At 72.5% G+C, this 13,759-nt stretch carries 13 protein-coding genes; 6 read left to right on the top strand and 7 right to left on the bottom strand.

Features of this window, described 5'->3' with window-relative positions; all coding sequences use genetic code 11:
* Positions 1 to 147 precede the first annotated feature (147 nt).
* The 3 genes from ureG (at position 148) to NNW99_RS33400 (ending at position 3,329) form a co-directional block, all read left to right on the top strand.
* Positions 148 to 825, top strand: coding sequence for an urease accessory protein UreG (ureG, locus tag NNW99_RS33390; protein WP_215122871.1), 678 nt, complete (start codon positions 148 to 150; stop codon positions 823 to 825).
* Positions 789 to 1,586: an urease accessory protein UreD gene (locus tag NNW99_RS33395; RefSeq protein WP_215122872.1), complete on the top strand. Its 798-nt coding sequence runs from the start codon at positions 789 to 791 to the stop codon at positions 1,584 to 1,586. The genes ureG and NNW99_RS33395 overlap by 37 nt, the downstream gene beginning before the upstream one ends.
* Positions 1,587 to 1,727: 141 nt before the next feature.
* On the top strand, positions 1,728 to 3,329 hold the full coding sequence (locus NNW99_RS33400; RefSeq protein WP_215122873.1) for an alpha/beta hydrolase: 1,602 nt from the start codon (positions 1,728 to 1,730) through the stop codon (positions 3,327 to 3,329).
* 37 nt (positions 3,330 to 3,366) lie between these two features.
* On the opposite strand, the gene NNW99_RS33405 is transcribed toward NNW99_RS33400, so the two are convergent.
* Together NNW99_RS33405 and NNW99_RS33410 are read right to left on the bottom strand one after the other, a co-directional pair.
* Positions 3,367 to 4,413 (bottom strand): NAD(P)-dependent oxidoreductase, encoded by a 1,047-nt coding sequence (locus tag NNW99_RS33405; RefSeq protein ID WP_251057993.1) that lies wholly within the window; start codon positions 4,411 to 4,413, stop codon positions 3,367 to 3,369.
* 60 nt (positions 4,414 to 4,473) lie between these two features.
* Complete coding sequence (locus NNW99_RS33410; protein WP_215122874.1) at positions 4,474 to 5,193, bottom strand: 1-acyl-sn-glycerol-3-phosphate acyltransferase; 720 nt, start codon at positions 5,191 to 5,193, stop codon at positions 4,474 to 4,476.
* A gap of 324 nt (positions 5,194 to 5,517) precedes the next feature.
* Between NNW99_RS33410 and NNW99_RS33415 the strand changes: the two genes are divergently transcribed.
* On the top strand, positions 5,518 to 5,973 hold the full coding sequence (locus NNW99_RS33415; protein ID WP_215122875.1) for an RpiB/LacA/LacB family sugar-phosphate isomerase: 456 nt from the start codon (positions 5,518 to 5,520) through the stop codon (positions 5,971 to 5,973).
* A 16-nt stretch (positions 5,974 to 5,989) separates the two neighbouring features.
* Here NNW99_RS33415 and NNW99_RS33420 read toward each other — a convergent pair whose 3' ends face one another.
* The 5 genes from NNW99_RS33420 to NNW99_RS33440 form a co-directional block, all read right to left on the bottom strand.
* Positions 5,990 to 7,222: a PP2C family protein-serine/threonine phosphatase gene (locus NNW99_RS33420; RefSeq protein WP_215122876.1), complete on the bottom strand. Its 1,233-nt coding sequence runs from the start codon at positions 7,220 to 7,222 to the stop codon at positions 5,990 to 5,992.
* Between the two features lie 69 nt (positions 7,223 to 7,291).
* Complete coding sequence (locus NNW99_RS33425; protein ID WP_215122877.1) at positions 7,292 to 9,757, bottom strand: SpoIIE family protein phosphatase; 2,466 nt, start codon at positions 9,755 to 9,757, stop codon at positions 7,292 to 7,294.
* A 123-nt stretch (positions 9,758 to 9,880) separates the two neighbouring features.
* The gene (gene rocD, locus NNW99_RS33430; RefSeq protein ID WP_215122878.1) at positions 9,881 to 11,098 is read right to left on the bottom strand and encodes an ornithine--oxo-acid transaminase; all 1,218 of its coding nucleotides are present in this window, start codon (positions 11,096 to 11,098) and stop codon (positions 9,881 to 9,883) included.
* Positions 11,095 to 11,916 (bottom strand): dimethylargininase, encoded by an 822-nt coding sequence (ddaH, locus tag NNW99_RS33435; RefSeq protein ID WP_215122879.1) that lies wholly within the window; start codon positions 11,914 to 11,916, stop codon positions 11,095 to 11,097. The genes rocD and ddaH overlap by 4 nt, the downstream gene beginning before the upstream one ends.
* 157 nt (positions 11,917 to 12,073) lie before the next feature.
* Positions 12,074 to 12,559, bottom strand: coding sequence for an Lrp/AsnC family transcriptional regulator (locus NNW99_RS33440; RefSeq protein WP_215122880.1), 486 nt, complete (start codon positions 12,557 to 12,559; stop codon positions 12,074 to 12,076).
* Between the two features lie 77 nt (positions 12,560 to 12,636).
* Here NNW99_RS33440 and NNW99_RS33445 point away from each other — a divergent pair, with 77 nt between their 5' ends.
* Together NNW99_RS33445 and NNW99_RS33450 are read left to right on the top strand one after the other, a co-directional pair.
* Complete coding sequence (locus NNW99_RS33445) at positions 12,637 to 13,386, top strand: LytTR family DNA-binding domain-containing protein (protein WP_215122881.1); 750 nt, start codon at positions 12,637 to 12,639, stop codon at positions 13,384 to 13,386.
* A gap of 2 nt (positions 13,387 to 13,388) precedes the next feature.
* Positions 13,389 to 13,757 (top strand): hypothetical protein, encoded by a 369-nt coding sequence (locus NNW99_RS33450; protein ID WP_215124542.1) that lies wholly within the window; start codon positions 13,389 to 13,391, stop codon positions 13,755 to 13,757.
* Positions 13,758 to 13,759: the final 2 nt, after the last annotated feature.

The raw sequence follows: 13,759 nt of genomic DNA on the forward strand, positions 1-13,759 counted from the left end.
CTCGCCCCAGGGGCGCGGGGCTGTGTTCGATATGCGGCTCCGCCGCGTGAGCGCGACAAGCCCCCACCCACCCGCACCCCGAAACCCGCGCCCACCACCCCGAACCCGGTCGTCCCAAACCAGGACCCGCCCAACCAGGAGCCGCACATGCACCTCGACCACCACCACGACGGCGCGCCAGCCGTCAGCGCCGACGCCCACCGCCCCGACGGCACCCGCAGAGCGCTCCGCATCGGCCTCGGCGGCCCCGTCGGCTCAGGAAAGACCGCCACCGTCGCCGCCCTCTGCCGCGCGCTGCGGGACGAGCTGTCGCTCGCGGTCGTCACCAACGACATCTACACCCGGGAGGACGCCGAGTTCCTGCTCCGGGAAGCCGTGCTGCCGCCCGAGCGGATCACCGCCGTGGAGACGGGCGCCTGCCCGCACACCGCGATCCGGGACGACATCTCCGCCAACCTGGAAGCGGTGGAGGACCTGGAGGACGCCGTCGGGCCGCTGGACCTGGTCCTCGTGGAGTCCGGCGGGGACAACCTCACCGCGACCTTCTCCAAGGGGCTCGTCGACGCGCAGATCTTCGTTATCGACGTGGCCGGGGGCGATGACATCCCGCGCAAGGGCGGGCCGGGCGTGACCACCGCCGACCTGCTCATCGTCAACAAGACCGACCTCGCACCGTACGTCGGCTCCGACCTCGCGCGCATGGCGGCCGACGCCAAGGCGCAGCGGGCCGAACTGCCGGTCGTCTTCCAGTCGTTGCGGAGCGAGGCCGGGGTGTCGGACGTCGCCGCATGGGTCCGGGCACAGCTCGCCGCGTGGGCGGCGTGAGCGTGCTCGGCACCGGGGTGCGGTCCGTCGCGCGGATCGTCGCCCGGGACGACGGCCGGGGCGGGACCTCCCTGCCCGTGCTGGAGAGCGACGGCCCGCTGGCGCTGCGGCGGACCAGGGCGAGCGGCCCCGAGGCGCGGGTCATGCTCGTCGGGGCGATGAGCGGCCCGCTCGGCGGCGACCACTTCACCGTGGAGGCCCGGGTGGAGGAGGCGGCCCGGCTGTCGGTCGGGTCGGCCGCCGCCACCATCGCGCTGCCGGGACAGTCGAAGAGCGAGGCACGCTACGACGTGCGGCTCGATGTCGCCGACGGTGCCGAACTGCACTGGCTGCCGGAGCAGTTGATCTCCGCCCAGGGCAGCGACCTGTATGTCACGACCCGCGTCGATCTCGCCGCCACGGCCCGGCTCGTGCTGCGCGAGGAGCAGGTGCTCGGACGCGTCGGTGAGGAACCCGGACGGCTGACGAGCCGTCTGACGTTGCGGATCGCCGAGCGGACCGTGCTCGACCAGGAGCTGGCCTGTGGGCCCGGCGCGCCGGGCGGCTGGGACGGGCCCGCCGTCCTCGGGGGACACCGGGCGGTCGGGCAACTGGTCGTCGTACGGCCGGAGTTCTCCGTCGAACCGGTGACGGCCCGGGCGCTGGGGGAGGGGGCGTCGGTCGTGCCGCTCGCCGGACCCGCCGGGCTGGTGACGGCCGTGGCGCAGGACGCGCTGCGGCTGCGGCGGCTGCTCGACGAGGCGCTGACGTCCCTCGCGTAGACGCTCGGTCAGGCGTCCGTAGAGCAGCACCCGTTCTCCGTTTATCGGATTGGCAAAGAAGCGCGACGGACCCTGTTCTCAGTGACCTCACAGCCGCGAGGATCCCCGTACTGATCGCAACGATGTACGGGGAGGTCCCCCTTGAGGGGTACGAGACCGAAGAGGCGGGTGGCGGCGCTCGGTTCGGCCGGAGCACTCGTCACGGCCACGCTGATAGCCGGCGCCGTCGCGGCGCCCACGGCGAACGCGAGCGCGGGCACCCGCCACGGCCAGGACCGCGAGGCCCGGGGTGTCGCGACAGCCGCCGCCCGGGCCGCGAAGGCCGGCATCGACTGGCAGGACTGCCCCGCCGACTGGAATCTGGCCAAGCCGATCCAGTGCGGGTACGTCACCGTGCCGCTCGACTACGCCAAGCCGCACGGCAAGCAGATCAAACTCGCGGTCGACCGCATCGGCAACACGGGCACGAAGGCCGAGCGGCAGGGCGCGCTCCTCTACAACCCCGGCGGCCCCGGCGGCTCCGGACTGCGCTTCCCCGCCCGGGTCACGAGCAAGAACCCGGTGTGGGCCAACGCCGCCAAGGCCTACGACTTCGTGGGCTTCGACCCGCGCGGCGTCGGCAAGTCGGCGCCCATCTCCTGTGTCGACCCGCAGGAGTTCGTCAAGGCACCCAAGATGGACCCGGTGCCCGACTCGGAGGCCGACAAGCTCGCCCAGCGCAAGCTGGCCCGCGAGTACGCCGAGGGCTGCCAGGACCGCAGCGGCGCGATGCTGCCGCACATGACCACGCCGAACACCGCGCGCGACCTCGACGTCATCCGCGCCGCCCTCGGCGAGAAGAAGCTCAACTTCCTGGGCGTCTCCTACGGCACCTACCTCGGCGCCGTCTACGGCACCCTCTTCCCCGGCCATGTGCGCCGCATGGTCGTCGACAGCGTCGTCAACCCGTCCCGGGACAAGATCTGGTACCAGGCCAACCTGGACCAGGACGTCGCCTTCGAGGGCCGCTGGAAGGACTGGCAGGACTGGGTCGCCGCGAACGACGCGACCTACCACCTCGGCACCACCCGCGCCGCCGTCCAGGAGAAGTGGCTCCAGCTGCGCGCCACGGCGAAGAAGAACCCCCTCGGCGGGGTCGTCGGCCCGGCCGAGCTGATCTCCTTCTTCCAGAGCGCCCCGTACTACGACTCGGCGTGGGCCCCGGTCGCGTCGGCCTTCAGCAAGTACGTCGCCGGAGACACCCAGGCGCTGATCGACGCCGCCGCCCCCGACCTGTCGGACACCGCGGGCAACGCCTCCGCGGAGAACGGCAACGCCGTCTACACGGCCGTGGAGTGCGCCGACGCCAAGTGGCCCACCAGCTGGCGCACCTGGGACCGGGACAACACCCGGCTCCACAAGGACCACCCGTTCATGACGTGGGCCAACGCCTGGATGAACCTGCCGTGCGCCACCTGGCCGTCCAAGCAGCACACGCCGCTGAACGTCAAGAGCGGCAAGGGCCTGCCCGGCGTGCTCATCGTCCAGTCGGAGCATGACGCGGCGACGCCGTACGAGGGCGCCGTCGAACTGCACAAGCGGTTCAAGGGCTCCCGCCTGATCACCGAGAAGGACGCCGGTTCGCACGGCGTCTCCGGGCTGGTCAACCCGTGCGTCAACGAGCGGGTGGACAGCTACCTGCTCACCGGCAAGCTGGACCGTCGCGATGTGACCTGCACACCGCACGCCACGCCCAAGCCGTAGTCACGGCCGGAGGGGGGCGGTCGTACGGCCGCCCCCCTCAGTCGTCCCCTCGGCCGTCCCTCTCCGCCAGCCAGGCGTCCTCCGCCGCGTAGTCGAAGAGGTCGCCGTACGCCTGGACCATCTTCGGGTACGCCTCCCGCCAGTCCCGCCCGGCGAGTTGTTCCTCGATCCAGGCGACCGTCTCCGGCAGGGTGTCCGCGTACCGCACCACCGGCCGGTAGCCCAGCTCGCGCTGCGCCGCCGACATGTCGCACACCACGGGCATCGGCACCGACCAGGGCGTCTCGCCCACACCGGGTGCGGGCGGCGGGCCGTCCACGAGCACGTCCTCGGTCTTCACGCCCATCACCGCGTCGATCTCCGCCGCGATCGTGGCCACCGTCGGCGCGTCCGGGTCGACGGCGTTCAGGACGCGGGCGCCCGGCCGGGCGGCGGCCAGCCGGATCAGCTCGGCGATCGTGTGGACGCTCGCCGGATGGAACCGGCTCTCGCCGCCGTAGGCGAGCACGCGCCGCCTACGCCCGTCGAGGTTGCGCTTCACCATGTACAGCTCGCGCGGGCCCTGGCAGTACGCCCCGTGGATCGCGCCCGCGCGCAGCAGCGTGGTCGGCAACCGGTCGCCCGCCGCGAGGAGTTCACGCTCCAGCTCCGCCTTCCGGGTGCTGTACGAGGCGTCGCCCGGCCGCACCGTGCGCTGGTCCTCCGTCAGCGGCACCGGGTACTCGGGAAAGCCCCCGGGCTCGCCCTGCGTGTCGAAGCCGCGGCCCCGGTCGTCCTCGTACACCGACACACTGGAGATCACCACCGCCGAGCCGACCCGCCCGGCCAGCCCCGTCAACTGCCGTGCGTGCCCGGCGCCGAACGCCACCATGTCCACCAGGACGTCGCAGCCGTCACCGACCGCCGCGGACAGCGCCGCGTCGTCCTCCCGGTCGGCCCGCACGGCCTGGACGCCGTCCGGCCACCGGGGGTCCCGGCCGCCGCCCCGCGAGACGGCCGTCACCTCCCAGCCGTCCCGGGCCAGCGCCCCCACCGCCACCCGTCCGATCTGTCCCGTCGCCCCGATCACCACAGCACGTGTCATACGGCGACCGTACGGCGGCCGGGGGCCGGGCCACCTGCGGTTCTGCCGACGGCAGAGGCATCAACCGAGCGGCATGCGCGGCAGCTTCCGCTTCTTCGCGGCGGCGGCCTCCTCGGCCTTCACGACGGCCGCGTACTGGTCGACGTACTCCTGCCCGGACAGGGAGAGGATCGCGTACATGAGCTCGTCGGTGACGGCGCGCAGGATGGCCTTCTCGTTCTCCATTCCGGCGTAGCGGGAGAAGTCGAGGGGCTCGCCGAAGCGGATCGCGACGGGGTGGATGTTGGGGATGACCTTGCCGGGCGGCTGGGCCTCGAAGGTGCCGATCATCGCGCAGGGGATGATCGGGACGCCCGCCTTGAGGGCCATCACCGCGACCCCGACCTTGCCCTTGTAGAGCCGGCCGTCGTGCGAGCGCGTGCCCTCGGGGTAGATGCCGAGCAACTCGCCCTTGTCCAGCACGCCGAGGCCCTCGCGGATCGCGGCCTGGCCCGCGTCCTTGCCCGAGCGGTCGACCGGGATCTGCCCCGCGCTGCGGAAGAAGAAGGCCGTCAGCCGGCCCTTGAGACCCGGGCCCGTGAAGTACTCGGCCTTCGCCAGGAAGGTGATGCGCCGCTTGAGGATCGCCGGCATCAGGAAGTGGTCCGAGAACGACAGATGATTGCCGGCGACGATGGCGGCGCCCTCCGACGGCACGTGCTCCAGCCCCTCTATTCGAGGGCGGAAGACCAGTCGCAGCAGCGGGCCCAGCAGCACGTATTTCAGCAGGTAGTAGAACAAAGCGGGCGCTCCTCGACTCTGGCGGTGAACTCAACCGCCGCGTTCCAGCAGGTCAACCGGCGTGTCGTGGGGTGCCAGTGTAGGTGCAGGCGCAGTCACCGGGCACCTCGTGCGGCGGGACCTCGTCGATCCTTCACCTTTTGACTGACGGTCAGTCAGTCGGGTGGCGGTGTCCGGTGGTGCTCATGCGGCTGGGGAGGGCCGCGGGACCAGCGTGCTGCTCCGTACGGGTGATCGGCAAGCCGAACGGGTGGCATGGCCGGGAAGTGAAGGGTGCCTGGCCAACCGGTGGTTCTTGCGGCCTCGGCGAGTAGTCTGCGGAGCATGCGGATCTCTGTTTCCTCGGACATGGACGAGCCCGTCGCCCGCGCTCTCGTGGCCGCGCTGCGGGACCGGGGGCACGAGGTGCGCCCGCACGGCGCGCTGCGCTCCGGGGGCGACCCGCAGTGGGCCGTGTGCTCGGAGGCCGCGGCCCGCGAGGTCGCCGACGGGGCGGCCGACCAGGCCGTGGTGTGCTGCTGGACCGGCACGGGCGCCTCGATCGCGGCGAACAAGGTGCCCGGCGTACGGGCCGCCTTGTGCACGGACGCCTACACGGCCGACGGGGCCCGCCGCTGGAACGACGCCAACGTCCTCGCGCTCAGCCTGCGGCTGACGTCCGAGCCGCTGCTGACGGAGATCCTCGACGCGTGGTTCGCGGGCGAGCCCAGCGGCGACACCGAGGACCGGCAGAACGTGGACCGCGTCCGGATCCTCGACCACGGACGGAACCGGCTGTAGGGCGGCAGGCCCCCGATCACAGCCGCACGATGACCAGCGCGGTGTCGTCGGTGGCGCCCCCGGGCGGCAGCAGCTCCAGCAGGACGGTGTCGGCGAGTGCCTCGGGGTCCTGGTCCCGGTTCCGGGCCAGCGCGTCGGCGAGGCGGCCCAGACCGGTGTCGATGTCCTCGCCGCGCCGCTCGATCAGCCCGTCGGTGTAGAGCACGAGGGTGGCGCCCGGCGTGTACGAGGTGTCCGCCTGGGGTCTGGGGATCGGGTCGGGGCGGGCGTCGAGCGGGGTGTCGGTGGCCCCGTCGAGCAGCTCCGCCCGGCCGTCGGGGTGGACCAGCACGGGCGGGGGATGGCCGGCGCTGCTGTAGGTGATGGTGTGCCGGTCGAAGTCGATGAAGGTCGTCACGGCGGTCGCCGACTCGGCGCCGTCGACCACGTGCGCGTAGCGCCCCAGCACGTCCAGCGCCTGGGCCGGGCCCTCGGCGACCCGGGAGGCCGCGCTCAGCGCGCTGCGCAACTGGCCCATGACGCCGGCGGCCTCCAGTCCGTGCCCGACCACGTCACCGACCGACACCCCGACCCGGTGGCCGCCGACCAGATCGACCAGGTCGTACCAGTCCCCGCACACGTTCAGTGCGCCCACGGCCGGCCGGTAGCGGACGGCGGCCCGGTGGTGGTGTCTGACCTGGCGGCGGTCGGGCAGCATCGCCTCCTGCAGGGCCAGGGCCACCTCCCGCTCCCGGGAGTGCGCCTGGCGCAGCCGGTCGTTGAGCTCCTGCAGCTCACGGGCCCGGGTGTACAGTTCGGCCTCCAGCGCCCGCGACCGGCTCCCGCTCGGGCGGCCATGGGCGCGGATCAGCTCGGTGACCTCCTCGACCCGCAGGACCAGCAGCATCACCTTGCCGTCCGGCCCGGTCAGCGGCGCGTTGACCAGGCTCCAGTAGCGCTCCTCCCAGTGGCCCGGACGGTCGGGGGGCTCGACGTCGTAGCGTTGCAGCGCCATGGTGTCCCGTTCGCCGGTGGCCAGGACCCGGTACAGCGAGGCCTTGAGGTTCGCCATGCCGGAGGCGCGCGGGTCGTTCGGGTTGTCCGGGAAGAGGTCGTCGAGGTCGCCGCCGACGACCTGCTCGCGTGTGCGTCCGACGACCCGCAGGAACTCCTCGTTGACGTCCGCGTAGACCAGGTCGGGCGTGAGCAGGGCCACCACACCCGGGAAGGCCTGGAACACGGCCTCGTAGTCGATCGCCGTATCCGTCATCGCCGCCGCCTCACCACCACTGCCGGTATCAGACCAGTTTCCCACGGTATGCGGCAATCGGTCCGGGTCTCACTCCGTGAGGTCCGTCAGCGACTGCTCCGCCCAGATGACCTTCCCGTCGGGGACGAACCGGCTGCCCCACCGCTGGGTGAGCTGGGAGACCAGCAGCAGTCCGCGCCCGCCCTCGTCCGTCGTACGGGGATGGCGCAGATGGGGCGCGGTGGCGCCGCCGTCGAAGACCTCGCAGACCAGGGCGCGCTCCCGGATCAGCCGGAGCCGGATCGAGCCGGTGGCGTACCGGATGGCGTTGGTGACCAGCTCGCTCACCACCAGTTCCGTGGTGAAGACCAGCTCGTCCAGGCCCCAGTGCGCGAGCTGCCGGGTGGCCGTGCGGCGGGCGTCGGCGACGACGGCCGGGTCGGAGGGCAGGTCCCAGGCCGCGACCCGCTCGGTGTCGAGCCGCTTCGTCCGGGCCATCAGCAGGGCCACGTCGTCGTACGGGCGCGCCGGGACCAGCGCGTCGACCACGGTCAGACAGTGCGACTCGAGCGGACCCGCCTGTTCCAGCGCCCCGCGCAGCCGCTCCCGGCCGGTGTCGACGGCCCAGGTGGTCTCGCCCCGGGCCAGCAGCCCGTCGGTGTGCAGGGCGAGCGTGCTGCCCTCCGCGAGGGACAGCTCGACCGCCTCGAAGGGCGGACCGCCCACGCCGAGCGGCGGCCCCTGCGGCAGATCCACGAACGTCACCGAGCGGTCCGGCGCCACCACGGCCGGGGCGGGATGACCCGCCGCCGCCATCGTGCAGCCGCCGTCGACCGGGTCGTAGACCACGTACAGACACCCCGAGCCCACGGACGACCGTCCGCTGTCGGCGCCCGCCGCGCCCGGCTCGACGCCCTCCTCCCGCGCCGACCGCGCCACCAGGTCGTCGAGGTGCGCCAGCACCTCCTCGGGCGGCAGATCCAGCGCGGCCAGGGTCCGCACCGCGGTCCGCAGCTGCCCCATCGCCGCGGCGGCGTCGATACCATGCCCGGGCACCTCGCCCACCACGAGCGCGACCCGGCCGCCGGACAGCGGGATGAGGTCGTACCAGTCGCCGCCCAGGCCGGTCAGCTCGTCGGCCGGCCGGTAGCACGCAGCCACCTCGACGGCGTCCTGCTCGGGCAGCCGGTGGGGGAGCAGACTGCGCTGCAGGACGAGGGCGGCGTCCCGCTCGCGGGTGTAGCGCCGGGCGTTGTCCAGGCAGACGGCCGCGCGGGCGACGAGGTCCTCGGCCAGGTGCAGATCCTCCTCGTCGAAGGGCTCACGGCGGTGGCGCCGGAAGAAGGTGGTGACGCCCAGGGTGGTGCCCCGCGACCGGATCGGCACGGTCATCACGCTGTACAGGTCCAGCTCCAGGAAGGTGACGGTCCGGCGGCCGTCCGGGAGGTCCGTGGCCCACTCCCGGGTCACCGGATCCAGCCGCTCCGCACGCCAGGAGCGTCCCGTGGTCAGGCAGCGGACCGGGGGCGACCCGGCCAGATACGTCGCGATGTCGCCGACCTCGAGGGCGCCCTGCGGGAGGTCCTCCTGCGCGGAGCGCTGACCGGCCCGGCGCAGTGCCACCGGATCCGTGTCCGCGAGCGGCCCCGGAGCCGGCTCCGCGCCCCGCACCACCGCCTCCAGCAGATCCACGGTGACGAAGTCGGCCACTCCCGGCACGGCCACATCGGCCAGCTCCTGCGCGGTGCGCATCACGTCGAGACTGCGGCCGATGCTCTCGCCGGCCCGGTCGAGGAGCGCCAGCCGCTGCCGCGCGCGGTGCCGCTCGGTCATGTCGACGACCGTGTAGTACACGCCCAGCGGGTGGCCCCGGTCGTCCTCCAGCCGGGCGAACGACAGCATGTGCGCCGTCTCGCGCAGCGGCGCCGACCGCACATGCCCCACATGCTCGTACCCGACGACCGCCTCGCCGGTCTCCAGGACGTGCCGCATCTGCGCCTCGACCGCCTGGCCGTCCATGCCCGGCTGGACGTCCGCGAAGCGCAGCCCGAGCCGTCGCGCCGCCGGTCCGCCGCCGAACTGCTCAAGGGCGGTGTTGGACCACACGAACCGCAGGTCGGTGTCGACGATGGCGATGCCCACGGAAGCGTCGGACACCATCCGTTCCAGCACCGAACGGCTCATGTCCCAGCCGGGGGCCTGGCCCAGCTCCGACAGGAGCACCAGCCAGCGCGAGCCGGTCTGCGTCTCCTCGGTCGAGGTGATCCGGGCCATGACCCGCACCGGCTGCCCGTTCTTGCGGCGGGCCGTCAGCAGCCCGGCCCAGCCGCCGTCCCTGCGGCAGCGCTCGACCAGGTCCGGCACGCGCTCCGCGTCCTCGGCGGCCAGCAGGTCGGACAGCTTCCTGCCGACCGCCTCGGAAGCCGGGTATGCCAGCAGCCGCCGGGCGTCGTCGGTCCAGCCCGTCACCATGCCCTGCGGATCGAGCAACAGGGGCACGGCGTCGGCCACGTCGAACCGCCGCCGGGCAACGCCGTATTCCTCGTGTGCGCCCACCGGCCGACCTCTCTGTCGCTGAGAGTGGTCTACCACCTCTTGCCCCCATCTTCACCCTTCCCGCCTACGGGGGCGGCTTGTGCAGGTCCGGTCGGGGCGGCCGCGGGCGGCTGTGGCGCTGCCCTACCCCAGCACCTTCTCCAGGGCCGCGAGCGCCCCCGCGAGCTCCTCGCCCGTGATCGTGAGCGGCGGTGCCAGGCGGATCGTGGAGCCGTGGGTGTCCTTGACCAGGACTCCCTCCCGCATGAGGCGTTCGCTGACCTCGCGCCCGGTGCCGAGGGCCGGGTCGATGTCGACGCCCGCCCACAGGCCGCGCGAGCGGAAGCCGACGACGCCCTTGCCGACCAGTTCGGTCAGGCCGTCCCGCAGGGTGGTGCCCAGCTCGGCCGCGCGCCGCTGGAACTCGCCCGTCTCCAGCAGTTCGACCACCGCCGTGCCGACCGCGGCCGCCAGCGGGTTGCCGCCGAAGGTCGAGCCGTGCTCGCCCGGCCGCAGCACCCCGAGGACCTCCCGGCGCGCCACCACCGCCGACACCGGCACGATGCCGCCGCCCAGCGCCTTCCCCAGCAGCACCATGTCCGGCACGACCGACTCGTGCTCCACCGCCAGCGTGCCGCCGGTGCGGCCGAGCCCGGACTGGATCTCGTCGGCGATGAACAGGCATCCCTTGCGCCGGGTCAGCTCGCGCACGCCGGCCAGGTAGCCGTCGTCCGGGATGATCACCCCGGCCTCGCCCTGGATCGGCTCGATCAGCACGGCCGCCGTCGTCTCGTCGACCGCCGCCTCCAGCGCGGCCAGGTCGTTGTACGGCACGATCCGGAAGCCCGGCGTGAAGGGGCCGAAGCCCTGCCGCGCCGTCTCGTCCGTGGAGAAGCTGACGATCGTCGTCGTGCGGCCGTGGAAGTTGTCCGCGGCGACCACGATCGTCGCCCGGCCGTCCGGCACGCCCTTGACGTCGTAGGCCCACTTGCGGGCCACCTTCACGGCGCTCTCCACCGCCTCCGCGCCGGTGTTCATGGGCAGCACCATGTCCAGGCCCGTCAACGCCGCCAGCCGCTCGGCGAACTCGGCGAGCCGGTCGTTGTGGAAGGCACGCGAGGTGAGCGTCAGCCGGTCGAGCTGGCGGTGGGCCGCCTCGATCAGCGCCGGATGCCGGTGGCCGAAGTTGAGCGCCGAATAGCCGGCCAGCAGGTCGAGGTAGCGCCGCCCCTCCACGTCCTCCACCCAGGTGCCCTCGCCGCGGGCGACGACCACGGGCAGCGGATGGTAGTTGTGGGCGAGGACCGGCTCCTCCGCGCGGATGAGCTCCTGCGAGTCACGGGTGCGGACAGGTGCGGTCATGAGCGGATCTCCCGGATCTCCTGGGTGCAGCACTTGATGCCGCCACCGGCCTTCTGGAACTCGGACAGGTCGACGGGGACGGGGACGTAGCCGCGGTCGGCGAGCTGCCCGGCCAGGGCCGTCGCCCCCGGTGAGATGAACACGTGGCGCCCGTCGGAGACGGAGTTGAGCCCGAACGCCATCGCGTCCTCGTGGGTGGCGAGCACCGCGTCCGGGTACAGCCGGGCCAGCACCTCGCGGCTGCCCGGGGAGAACGCCTCGGGGTAGTAGGCGATGTTCTCCTCGTCGAGGACGAACAGCGCCGTGTCCAGGTGGTAGAAGTACGGGTCCACCAGCGTCAGGCTGATCACCGGCACCCCCAGGTACTCCTGCACCTCGCTGTGGGCCTCCCGGGTCGTACGGAAACCCGTCCCGGCCAGGATCCAGCGCCCGGCGGGCACCAGGTCGCCCTCGCCCTCGCACACCGACTCGGGGTGGTAGACCTCGTAGCCCTCCGACTTGAACCACGCCTCGTACGGCACGGACTCGGGACGGCGCTCGGGCGCGTGGAAGAGCGAGCCGAAGACGCGGCCGTCGACGACGACCGCCGCGTTCGCGGCGAAGACCATGTCGGGCAGGCCGGGAACCGGTTTCACACTGTCCACGGTATGGCCGTGGACACGATAGGCGTCCACCAGCGCCTGCCATTGGTCCAGGGCACGGATGACATCGACGGGTTCGTCGGGATGCATCCACGGGTTGATCGCGTACTGCACGGCGAAGTGTCTGGGTTCGCAGACCAGGTAGCGCCGCCGGCGCGGCACACGGGAGTCGGGCACAGAGGGGTACCTCCGCTTCCTAACGGTGTGTGACTGAGGGTTGACACCAAGGTAGAAACTGACGGAGGCGGTCCACAAGAAACATCAGTTGCGTCTTCACGCAGGAACGCTGCGTCTTGAGCCGGCTCAGCGCACGTCTGCTGCGCGCCGTCCGGGGCTACTCCGGCGCGGGATGGCTGGCCCCCGCCTCCGGACTCTCCGGAAGCAGATGCGACAGCACCATCACGCTGATCGTCTTCCGGATGAACGGCTCCTGGCGGATCCGCTCCAGCACCTCCTCGAAGTGCTCCACGTCCCGGGCCCGCACATGCAGCAGCGCGTCCGCGCCGCCGGTCACGGTCATCGCCGCCGCGATCTCCGGGTAGTCGCGCACGACCTCCGCGAGCCGCCGCGGCGGGGCCGCGCCCTCGCAGTACACCTCCACGTAGGCCTCCGTGCGCCAGCCCAGCGCCGACGGCTTCACCGTGGCCGTGAAACCGGTGATCACACCTGTTTCACGCAGCCGGTCGACCCGGCGCTTGACCGCCGTCGCCGACAGCCCGATCGCCGTGCCGATCTCGGCGAAGGACGTCCTGGCGTTCGCCATCAACGTGGTGATGATCTTCCGGTCGAGTTCGTCGAACGGCGTGGACCTGCTGTTCATGCGGGCACTGTATCCAGCGGGAACGCGCACCCCCGGCACATGTCCAGACGTACGGATCGCCCCTACACTCCGGGTTCATGCTGCGCGCCCTGGCTGTCGACGACGAACGCCCCTCGCTGGAGGAACTGCTCTACCTGCTGCAGGCGGACCCCCGCGTCGGCAGCGCGGAGGGCGCCGGCGACGCCACCGAGGCGCTGCGCCGCATCAACCGCGCCCTGGAGTCCGGCCCCGGCGGCCCCGAGGCGATCGACGTCGTCTTCCTCGACATCCAGATGCCCGGCCTCGACGGCCTCGACCTGGCCCGGCTGCTCACCGGCTTCGCCCGGCCGCCGCTCGTCGTGTTCGTCACCGCCCACGAGGACTTCGCCGTCCAGGCCTTCGACCTCAAGGCCGTCGACTACGTCCTCAAGCCCGTCCGCAAGGAACGCCTCGCCGAAGCCGTCCGCCGCGCCGCCGAGCTGCGCGGCGCCGCCCCGCCGATACCCGTGCACGAACCCGACCCCGACCACCTGCCCGTCGAGCTCGGCGGCGTGACCCGCTTCGTCGCCGTCGACGACATCACCCACGTCGAGGCCCAGGGCGACTACGCCCGGCTGCACACCGGCAAGGGCAGCCATCTGGTCCGTATACCGCTGTCCACCCTGGAGGAGCGCTGGCGCTCCCGCGGCTTCGTCCGCATTCACCGCCGCCACCTCGTCGCCCTGCGCCACATCGGCGAACTCCGCCTGGACGCGGGGACCGTCAGCGTCCTCGTCGGCTCCGAGGAACTCCAGGTCAGCCGGCGTCACACGCGAGAACTGCGCGACCTGCTCATGCGGAGGCCGTGACCGTGCCCCAGGACCACACCGAACGCCGCGTCGTCGTCACCGCCCCGCCCCGCCGCACCCGCCGCACCCACCGGGCCTCCGGCTACTACCGCCCGCGCACCGAGATCGACGAGCAGACCACCCTCGGCCACACCTACGTCCGCTCCCTGATGCGCACCCAACTGCGCGCCGCCCTCACCGTGTTCGCGATCCTCGGGCTGCTCGTCGGCCCGCTGCCGCTGCTGTTCGCCGCGACGCCCGGCACCGGCCGCCTGGAGTGGGCCGTCCTCGGCTTCGGCCTCTACGTCCCGCTCGTCCTGCTGGCCCGCTGGTACGTCCGCCGCGCCGAGCGCAACGAACGCGACTTCGTACGCCTCGTCGAAGACCGCTGAAG

Origin of the sequence: Streptomyces sp. CRCS-T-1 (genome assembly GCF_024442335.1) — a bacterium.
In the GTDB taxonomy this organism is placed as follows: domain Bacteria; phylum Actinomycetota; class Actinomycetes; order Streptomycetales; family Streptomycetaceae; genus Streptomyces; species Streptomyces koelreuteriae.